This window comes from Cereibacter changlensis JA139 (genome assembly GCF_003034985.1).
Taxonomy (GTDB): Bacteria; Pseudomonadota; Alphaproteobacteria; order Rhodobacterales; family Rhodobacteraceae; genus Cereibacter; species Cereibacter changlensis.
Genome location: NZ_PZKG01000153.1, coordinates 1 through 8,222 on the forward strand (window position 1 = coordinate 1; position 8,222 = coordinate 8,222).

The window sequence follows — 8,222 nt, forward strand, 5'->3', positions numbered from 1 at the left end:
GAGGATATTGTGACAGGAAAGAAGGCAGAGACCTTCATCAGGGAGTGAGACATGGCGACCACGGTCATCAGGAACGGAACCATCGTCACCGCGGATCTGACCTACAAGGCGGATGTGCTGATCGAGGGCGGGGTGATTACCGCCATCGGGCCGAACCTCGTGGGCGACGAGGTGCTCGACGCCTCCGGCTGCTATGTCATGCCCGGCGGCATCGACCCGCATACCCATCTGGAGATGCCCTTCATGGGCACCTATTCGGCGGATGACTTCGAGAGCGGCACCCGCGCGGCGCTGGCGGGCGGCACCACGATGGTGGTCGATTTCGCACTGCCCGCGCCCGGGCAGGGTCTGATGGACGCCCTGCAGATGTGGCACAACAAGTCGGGCAGGGCGAATTGCGACTATTCCTACCACATGGCGATCACCTGGTGGGGCGAGCAGGTCTTCGACGAGATGCAGGCGGTGGTCGATCAGGGGATCACCTCGTTCAAGCATTTCATGGCCTACAAGGGCGCGTTGATGGTCAACGACGACGAGCTCTTCGCCAGCTTCCGCCGCTGCGCCGATCTGGGGGCGCTGGCGATGGTGCATGCCGAGAACGGCGATGTGGTGGCCGAGCTTTCGGCGCGGCTGCTGGCCGAGGGCAACACCGGGCCGGAGGCGCATGCCTACAGCCGCCCGCCGCAGGTGGAGGGCGAGGCGACCAACCGGGCGATCATGATCGCCGACATGGCGGGGGTGCCGCTTTACGTGGTGCATACCTCCTGCGAGGACAGTCACGAGGCGATCCGCCGGGCGCGCAGCCTGGGCAAGCGGGTCTGGGGCGAGCCGCTGATCCAGCATCTGACGCTGGACGAGGGCGAGTATTTCAACGCCGACTGGGATCATGCGGCGCGCCGGGTGATGAGCCCGCCGTTCCGCAACAAGCAGCATCAGGACTCGCTTTGGGCCGGGTTGCAGTCCGGCTCTCTCTCCGTCGTGGCCACCGATCACTGTGCCTTCACCACCGAGCAGAAACGCTTTGGCGTCGGCGATTTCACCAAGATCCCGAACGGCACCGGCGGGCTGGAGGATCGGCTGCCGATGCTCTGGACCTATGGGGTTAACACGGGCCGGTTAACGCCCAATGAATTCGTGGCCGTGACCTCGACCAATATAGCCAAGATTTTGAACTGCTACCCGAAGAAGGGCGCGGTGCTGGTGGGGGCGGATGCCGATCTGGTGGTCTGGGACCCGGAGAAGACAAAGGTGATCTCGGCCGGGGCGCAGCAATCCTCCATCGATTACAATGTCTTCGAGGGCAAGGAGGTGAAGGGCCTGCCGCGCTACACGCTGAGCCGCGGCAAGGTCGCCGTCATGGACGGCGAGATCCGCACCGAGGAGGGGCATGGCAAGTTCGTCGGCCGCGAGCCGCGTCCGGCGGTGAACCGGGCGCTCTCGGCCTGGAAGGACCTGACCTCGCCGCGCCCGGTGGCGCGGGGCGGCATTCCGGCGACGGGGGTCTGAGTGTCAGAGCGGAACCAGATGCTCGAACTCCGGCAGCAGCGTGACGCTTTCCTGCTCATGCGGGTCGGTGCGGGAGATCACGGCGGTGGCGGGGCGGTCGGAGAGGTTGACGGGCAGATGCGGCATGTCGGCGGGAATGTAGATCATGTCGCCGGCGACGGTGTCCATCCGGTGTTCGAGCCGCTCGCCCCAGAACATCACCGTCTCGCCCTCCAGCATGTAGATCGCCGTCTCATGGGTGGAATGCTTGTGCGCCTTGGCGCGACCGCCGGGCGGGATCGTCAGAAGATGCATGCAGATCGCGCGGGAAGCCGTTGTTTCGGCGGAGATTCCCTCGTTGTAGCTGAAGCCCTGCTTTCCGGCGTAGAGCCCGGTCGGGCGCAGTTTGCGGCAGTCGGTCATCGGCGTTCCTCGCTCGGGGCCACGTCGGCAGGATACCACGGGCGCCGTCTCCGACAAATGACTGCGCGCGCCGGGGGGATGGCATGAGGGATCAGGGGGCGGGATCGCCGGTGATCGAGGCGCGGGGGCTGGAGCTGACCTTCCAGACCTCGGACGGGCCGGTGCATGCGCTGAAGAATGTTAACCTGCTGATCGGCAAGGGGGAATTCGTCTCGTTCATCGGGCCGTCGGGCTGCGGCAAGACCACCTTCCTGCGCGCCATCGCGGCCTTGGAGCATCCGACGGCGGGGGTGCTGACCGTCAACGGCATGACGCCGGAAGAGGCCCGCAAGTCAAGGGCTTATGGCTATGTCTTCCAGGCCGCAGGGCTTTACCCATGGCGGACCATCGCGGGCAATATCCGGCTGCCGCTGGAGATCATGGGCTTCTCGCGCGACGAGCAGGAGCGGCGGGTGAGGGACGTTCTGCAACTCGTTGATCTGGAAGGATTCGGCAAGAAATATCCCTGGCAGCTTTCGGGCGGGATGCAGCAGCGGGCGTCGATTGCCCGGGCCTTGGCCTTCGATGCCGAAATCCTGCTGATGGACGAACCCTTCGGCGCGCTGGACGAGATCGTGCGCGACCGGCTGAACGAGGAGCTCTTGAAGCTCTGGAACCGGACCGGGAAAACCATTGGATTCGTTACGCATTCCATTCCGGAGGCGGTCTATCTTTCCACCAAGATCGTGGTGATGAGCCCGCGTCCGGGGCGGATCACCGATGTGATCGACTCGCCGCTGCCGAAGGAGCGGCCGCTCGACATCCGCGACAGCCGGGAGTTCATCGAGATCGCACATCGGGTGCGCGAGGGGCTGAGGGCGGGGCATTCCTATGACGAATAGGGCGATGCACGTCCCATGCACATCCGATGCACAGCCCATGCAGACGGGGAGCGCGGCATGAAATCGGTGCTGCCGATCCTGACGGTGGTCGCGGTGATCGTCGCGCTCTGGTATGCGGCGGCGGTCTGGATGAACGCGCAATGGGTCTACGATCAGGCCGCGCGGGCCGATACCGAGGTGACACTGGCCGAGGTCATCCCGCAGACGCTGGCGCAGGAGCGGCCGGTGCTGCCCGCGCCGCATCAGGTCGCAGCGGAGCTGTGGAAGAGCGTTGTCGGGCAGAAGGTGACCTCGAAGCGCAGCCTGATCTATCATGGCTGGATCACGCTGTCGGCGACGCTGCTCGGCTTCGCCATCGGCACCGGGCTCGGCATCCTGCTGGCGGTGGGGATCATCCACAACCGGGCGATGGATCTGAGCGTAATGCCTTGGGCCATCGCCAGCCAGACCATCCCGATCCTTGCCATCGCGCCGATGATCATCGTGGTAATGAATTCGGTCGGGCTGTCGGGGCTGCTGCCGAAGGCGGTGATCTCGGCCTATCTCAGCTTCTTCCCGGTGGTGGTCGGGATGGTGAAGGGGCTGCGCTCGCCGGATGCGATGCAACTTGATCTTCTGCGCACCTATAACGCCAGCCGGGGCGAGACCTTCTGGAAGCTGCGGCTGCCCGCGTCGATGCCCTATCTCTTCGCCTCGCTGAAGGTGGGGGTGGCGGCGAGCCTTGTCGGCGCCATCGTCGGCGAGCTGCCGACCGGCGCGGTGGCGGGGCTGGGGGCGCGGCTGCTGTCGGGCAGCTATTACGGGCAGACGGTGCAGATCTGGGCGGCGCTGTTCGCGGCGGCCATCGCGGCGGCGGCGCTGGTGGGGATCATCGGCGCGATCCAGCGGGTGACGCTGCGGCGGATGGGGATGGCGCGATGAGTTGGCTGGTCTTTGCCGCGCTGTTCTGGATCGGCGCGCTGGCGCTGAACATCTGGCTGTCGCGCTCGCGCCTCGTGAAGAGCCGGGGCGGGCGGCTGCTGGTGCCCGCGATCTTCGGGATCACCATCCTCGTGGTCTGGGAGGCGGTGGTGCGCGGGCTGGAGGTGCCGGGCGTGATCCTGCCGCCGCCCTCGGCCATCGGCGCGCGGATCGCGACAAGCCTGCCGGTGCTCTGGGTCGATTTCCTGCAGACCTTCGTCAAGGGCGCGCTGAGCGGCTATCTGATCGGTTGCGCCGCGGCGGTGCTGGTGGCGGTGGCCATCGACCGCTCGCCCTTCCTGCAGCGCGGGCTCTTGCCGGTGGGCAATTTCGTCGCGGCTCTGCCCATCGTCGGCATCGCGCCGATCCTCGTGATGTGGTTCGGCTTCGACTGGCACTCGAAAGCCGCCGTCGTGGTGGTGATGGTGTTCTTCCCGGTGCTGGTGAACACGGTGGCGGGGCTGGCGGCCTCGGAGCCGATGCAGCGCGACCTGATGGCGACCTATTCGGCGAATTACTGGCAGACGCTGGTGAAGCTGCGGCTGCCCGCGGCGATGCCCTTCATCTTCAACGGGCTGAAGATCGCCAGCACCCTGGCGCTGATCGGCGCCATCGTGGCGGAGTTCTTCGGCTCGCCGATCCGCGGCATGGGGTTCCGCATCTCGACCGAGGTCGGGCGGCTGGGGCTCGACATGGTCTGGGCCGAGATCGCCGTGGCGGCGCTGGCGGGCTCGGCCTTCTATGGCGTCATCGCCTTGATCGAACGGGGGGTGACCTTCTGGCACCCGTCGCAACGGACGTAAACGAAGCCCTGCAAGGGCTCACAACACGGAGGTCGACATGAGGACATTGGTGACGGGCGCGGTCTTCGCGCTTCTGGCGGGCACGGCGCAGGCGCAGGATGCGGTGACGCTGCAGCTGAAATGGGTGACCCAGGCCCAGTTCGCCGGCTATTACGTGGCGCAGGATCAGGGCTTCTACGAGGAAGAGGGGCTCGAGGTCACGATCAAGCCGGGCGGTCCGGACGTGGCGCCGGTGCAGGTCCTCTTGGGCGGTGGCGCCGATGTGATGGTGGACTGGCTGCCCTCCGCCTTGGCCGCGCGCGAGCAGGGGGCGGCGATCGTCAACATCGCCCAGCCGTTCAAGTCTTCGGGCATGATGCTGACCTGCCTGAAGGAGTCGGGCGTCGCCAGCCCCGAGGATTTCAAGGGCAAGACGCTGGGCGTCTGGTTCGGCGGCAACGAATACCCGTTCCTGAACTGGATGTCGAAGCTGGGGCTGGCGACCGACGGCTCCGAAGGCGGCGTCACCGTGTTGAAGCAGGGCTTCAACGTCGATCCGCTGCTGCAGAAACAGGCGGCCTGCGTCTCGACCATGACCTACAACGAATACTGGCAGGTGATCGACGCCGGCATCACGCCGGAGGATCTGGTGGTGTTCAAATACGAGGATCAGGGTGTCGCGACGCTGGAGGACGGGCTCTACGTCATGGAGGAGAAGCTCTCCGACCCGGCCTTCGAGGAGAAGATGGTGAAATTCGTCCGCGCCTCGATGAAGGGCTGGAAATGGGCGGAGGAGAACCCAGACGAGGCGGCGATGATCGTGCTGGAGAATGACGACACCGGCGCACAGACCGAGGAGCACCAGAAGCGGATGATGGGCGAGATCGCCAAGCTGACCGCGGGCTCGAACGGCGCGCTGGACGAGCCGGATTACCAGCGCACGGTGGATGCGCTGCTGGGCGGCGGGTCGGACCCGGTGATCTCCAAGGCGCCGGAAGGGGCCTGGACGCATCAGGTGACGGACAAGGCGCTGAACTGAAGGCTTTGGTCTTGTGAAGGGGGGCGTGCTTTCGGGCGCGCCCCCTTTGCGTTGCGTCCGTGGCCAGCGCCGGGGGGCTGTCTGCCCCCCGGACCCCCCGAGGATATTTTTCCGAGGTGAGGGGGAAGGAAAGGGTTTGGCAAAGCGCTCGTTAACCTTGATAATTCTGTAAAGCGTGGGGGGAGAGTTTGTCATGCCGATGATGGCGCTGACCGGGAGCCGGGTGCGGGAGAAGCGGCTGGCCCTGGGCATGCGGCAGGCGGAGCTGGCGCGGGCGGCGGGGGTGTCGGCCTCCTACCTCAATCTCATCGAGCACAACCGGCGGCGGATCGGGGCCGAGGTGCTGGGCCGGCTGGCCCGGGCGCTGGGGGTCGAGGCGCAGCTCTTGGAGGCCGGCGACGAGGGCGTGCTGATCGAGGACCTGCGCGGCGCCGTGGCCGAGACCGGCGGCGCAGGGGCGGCGGAGCTGGACCGGGTCGAGGATTTCGTCGGCCGCTTCCCGGGCTGGGCCGGGCTGCTGGCGTCGCAGCACCGGCGGGTGACCCAGCTGGAGCGCTCGGTGAATGCGCTGAACGACCGGCTGACCCATGACAGCTACCTGAGCCAGGCGCTGCACGAGGTGCTCTCGGCGGTGAGCTCGGTGCGCTCCACCGCGGCGATCCTGGCCGAGACCGAGGATATCGACCCGGTCTGGCGGGCGCGCTTCCATGGCAACCTGCATGTCGACAGCGAGCGGCTGGCGGTGGGGGCGGAGGCGCTGGTGGCCTATCTCGACGGGTCGGAGACGGCGGAGGAGCAGGGCGTCGCCGCGCCGCAGGAGGAGGTCGAGGCCTGGCTGGCGGCGCGCGGCTGGCATCTGCCGGAGCTGGAGTCGGGTGATCCGGCGGCGCTGGAGCCGGAGATCGTGGGCCTCGCTTCGGCGGCGGCGCGGGCGATGGCGCGGGTCTGGGCGGCGCGGCTGGCGGCGGATGCGGCGGCGCTGCCGCTGGAGCGGTTCCGCGCGGCGATGGCCGGGGGCGACCCGGGGCAGGTGGCGCAGGCCTTCGGCGCCTCCATCCCGGCGGTGCTGCGGCGGGCGGCTCTGCTGCCGGGGTCGCTGGCCGGCCTCGTGATCTGCGACGGCTCGGGGACGCTGGTGTTCCGGAAGCCGCCGGACGGCTTTCCGCTGCCGCGTTTCGGCGCGGCCTGTCCGCTCTGGCCGCTCTACACCGCGCTGTCGCGGCCGATGCAGCCGGTGCAGGCGCTGGTCGAGACGGCGGGGCGCGGCCGCCGGCGGCTCCGGGTGCGGGCCTTCTGCGCGCCGGAATTGCCGCGTGGTTTCGGGGGTGTGGAGCTGCGCGAGGCGGTGATGCTGATCGAGCCGAGCGCCGATCCGGGCGAGGCGCTGCCCGTGGGCTCCACCTGCCGGGTCTGCCCGCGGGTGGCCTGCGTGGCGCGGCGCGAGCCCTCGATCCTGAGCGAGACGGCGTAAGCCGCTTTGACAGGGGGCCGCTTTGCGCCGATAGTCAGGGCGCGGCGGCGGAAGACCGCCTGAGGCGACCGTGTCGGGGGGGAGACGGATGGCGGCCCATGTCCTGCTGATCGAGGATGAACCCAATATCGCCGAGGCGATCCGCTTCATCCTGACCCGCGACGGCTGGCGGGTCTCGACCCATGACGGCGGCTCGGATGCGGTGGAGGCGGTGCGCAGCGCCCGGCCGGACCTCTTGATCCTCGACCTGATGCTGCCCGGGATCAGCGGCTACGACATCCTGACCGCGATCCGCGCCGATCCGGCGACCGAGGCATTGCCGGTGCTGATGCTCACCGCCAAGGGCCAGGGCCGCGACCGCGAGGCGGCGGAGCGCGCCGGGGTCAGCCGCTTCATGTCGAAACCCTTCTCCAATGCCGAGATGCTGGAGCAGGTCCGCGCCCTGGTGGCGCGATGAGCGCGAAACGCCCGCTGTTCCTCGCCCGGCGCAGCTATCGGCGGCGGCGGCTCCGGGATGTGGCGCGGATGCTGCCGGTGTTCGGCGCCTTCCTGTTCCTCTTGCCGGTGCTCTGGGCCCCCGGGCTGACCGAGCGGCGCGACACCGCGCCGGACGGCATCTATCTCTTCGCGGCCTGGTTCTTCCTGGTGCTGGCGGCGGCGGCTCTGGCCCCGGGGCTGGAGGCGGAGGTCGGGGCGGATGCGGCGGAGGATGACGACCGCTGATGCCGTTCAACGTGCTGGTCCTGTCCTGCGTCGCCTATGTGATCCTGCTGTTCCTCGTCGCCTTCATGGTGGAGCGCCGGGCCGCGGTGGGCGCGCTGCCCTGGCTGCGCTCGCCCATCGTCTACACCCTGTCGCTGTCGATCTACTGCACCGCCTGGACCTTCTACGGTGCCGTGGGCTATGCGGCGCGGTCGGGGCTGGAATATGTGACGATCTATCTCGGGCCGACGCTGGTCTTCATCGGCTGGTGGTGGGTGCTGCGCAAGCTGGTCCGGATCGGCCGACAGCAGCGGGTGACCTCGATCGCCGACCTGATCTCCAGCCGCTACGGCAAGTCGAACCTTCTGGGCGTCATCGTCACGCTGATCGCGGTGCTGGCGGCGACGCCCTATATCGCGCTGCAGCTGCAATCAGTGACCTTGTCCTTCAACGTCTTCGCCAGCGCCACGCCGGCGGGC

10 protein-coding genes are annotated in these 8,222 nt (G+C 67.9%); 9 read left to right on the forward strand and 1 reads right to left on the reverse strand.

The features are described 5' to 3' along the window. The first annotated feature begins 51 nt into the window (after positions 1-51). Complete coding sequence (gene hydA, locus C5F48_RS19980; RefSeq protein WP_107665553.1) at positions 52-1,506, forward strand: dihydropyrimidinase; 1,455 nt, start codon at positions 52-54, stop codon at positions 1,504-1,506. A gap of 3 nt (positions 1,507-1,509) precedes the next feature. Here the strand turns inward: hydA and C5F48_RS19985 are convergent, their stop codons facing one another. After that, positions 1,510-1,908 carry a cupin domain-containing protein gene (locus tag C5F48_RS19985; RefSeq protein ID WP_107665554.1) on the reverse strand — a complete coding sequence of 133 codons (399 nt, stop codon included), beginning with the start codon at positions 1,906-1,908 and terminating at the stop codon, positions 1,510-1,512. Positions 1,909-1,991: 83 nt separating this feature from the next. On the opposite strand from C5F48_RS19985, the gene C5F48_RS19990 reads away from it, so the two are divergent. From C5F48_RS19990 to C5F48_RS20025, 8 genes are all read left to right on the forward strand, one after another. Beyond that, complete coding sequence (locus tag C5F48_RS19990; protein ID WP_107665555.1) at positions 1,992-2,789, forward strand: ABC transporter ATP-binding protein; 798 nt, start codon at positions 1,992-1,994, stop codon at positions 2,787-2,789. Between the two features lie 57 nt (positions 2,790-2,846). Next, a complete protein-coding gene (locus tag C5F48_RS19995) occupies positions 2,847-3,710 on the forward strand; it encodes an ABC transporter permease (protein WP_107665556.1) in 864 nt (287 codons plus the stop codon). Then, the gene (locus C5F48_RS20000; protein ID WP_107665557.1) at positions 3,707-4,552 is read left to right on the forward strand and encodes an ABC transporter permease; all 846 of its coding nucleotides are present in this window, start codon (positions 3,707-3,709) and stop codon (positions 4,550-4,552) included. The genes C5F48_RS19995 and C5F48_RS20000 overlap by 4 nt, the downstream gene beginning before the upstream one ends. Before the next feature lie 37 nt (positions 4,553-4,589). Beyond that, positions 4,590-5,570 (forward strand): ABC transporter substrate-binding protein, encoded by a 981-nt coding sequence (locus C5F48_RS20005; RefSeq protein WP_107665558.1) that lies wholly within the window; start codon positions 4,590-4,592, stop codon positions 5,568-5,570. A gap of 193 nt (positions 5,571-5,763) precedes the next feature. Then, positions 5,764-7,041, forward strand: a complete 1,278-nt coding sequence (locus C5F48_RS20010; protein ID WP_107665559.1) for a helix-turn-helix transcriptional regulator — start codon at positions 5,764-5,766, stop codon at positions 7,039-7,041. Between the two features lie 88 nt (positions 7,042-7,129). Then, positions 7,130-7,498: a response regulator transcription factor gene (locus C5F48_RS20015; RefSeq protein ID WP_107665560.1), complete on the forward strand. Its 369-nt coding sequence runs from the start codon at positions 7,130-7,132 to the stop codon at positions 7,496-7,498. Further along, the gene (locus C5F48_RS20020) at positions 7,495-7,764 is read left to right on the forward strand and encodes a hypothetical protein (protein WP_107665561.1); all 270 of its coding nucleotides are present in this window, start codon (positions 7,495-7,497) and stop codon (positions 7,762-7,764) included. Before C5F48_RS20015 ends, C5F48_RS20020 begins: the two co-directional genes overlap by 4 nt. Continuing rightward, the coding region (locus C5F48_RS20025) for a sodium:solute symporter family transporter (protein ID WP_441302623.1) at positions 7,764-8,222 on the forward strand (459 nt) is incomplete at its 3' end. The genes C5F48_RS20020 and C5F48_RS20025, both read left to right, overlap by 1 nt.

Coding starts and splice junctions, on each gene's coding strand:
- C5F48_RS20000 (WP_107665557.1), top strand. CDS start 3,707: ATGAGTTGGCTGGTCTTTGCCGCGCTGTTCTGGATCGGCGCGCTGGCG.
- hydA (WP_107665553.1), top strand. CDS start 52: ATGGCGACCACGGTCATCAGGAACGGAACCATCGTCACCGCGGATCTG.
- C5F48_RS20020 (WP_107665561.1), top strand. CDS start 7,495: ATGAGCGCGAAACGCCCGCTGTTCCTCGCCCGGCGCAGCTATCGGCGG.
- C5F48_RS20005 (WP_107665558.1), top strand. CDS start 4,590: ATGAGGACATTGGTGACGGGCGCGGTCTTCGCGCTTCTGGCGGGCACG.
- C5F48_RS19990 (WP_107665555.1), top strand. CDS start 1,992: ATGAGGGATCAGGGGGCGGGATCGCCGGTGATCGAGGCGCGGGGGCTG.
- C5F48_RS20015 (WP_107665560.1), top strand. CDS start 7,130: ATGGCGGCCCATGTCCTGCTGATCGAGGATGAACCCAATATCGCCGAG.
- C5F48_RS19985 (WP_107665554.1), bottom strand. CDS start 1,908: ATGACCGACTGCCGCAAACTGCGCCCGACCGGGCTCTACGCCGGAAAG.
- C5F48_RS19995 (WP_107665556.1), top strand. CDS start 2,847: ATGAAATCGGTGCTGCCGATCCTGACGGTGGTCGCGGTGATCGTCGCG.
- C5F48_RS20010 (WP_107665559.1), top strand. CDS start 5,764: ATGCCGATGATGGCGCTGACCGGGAGCCGGGTGCGGGAGAAGCGGCTG.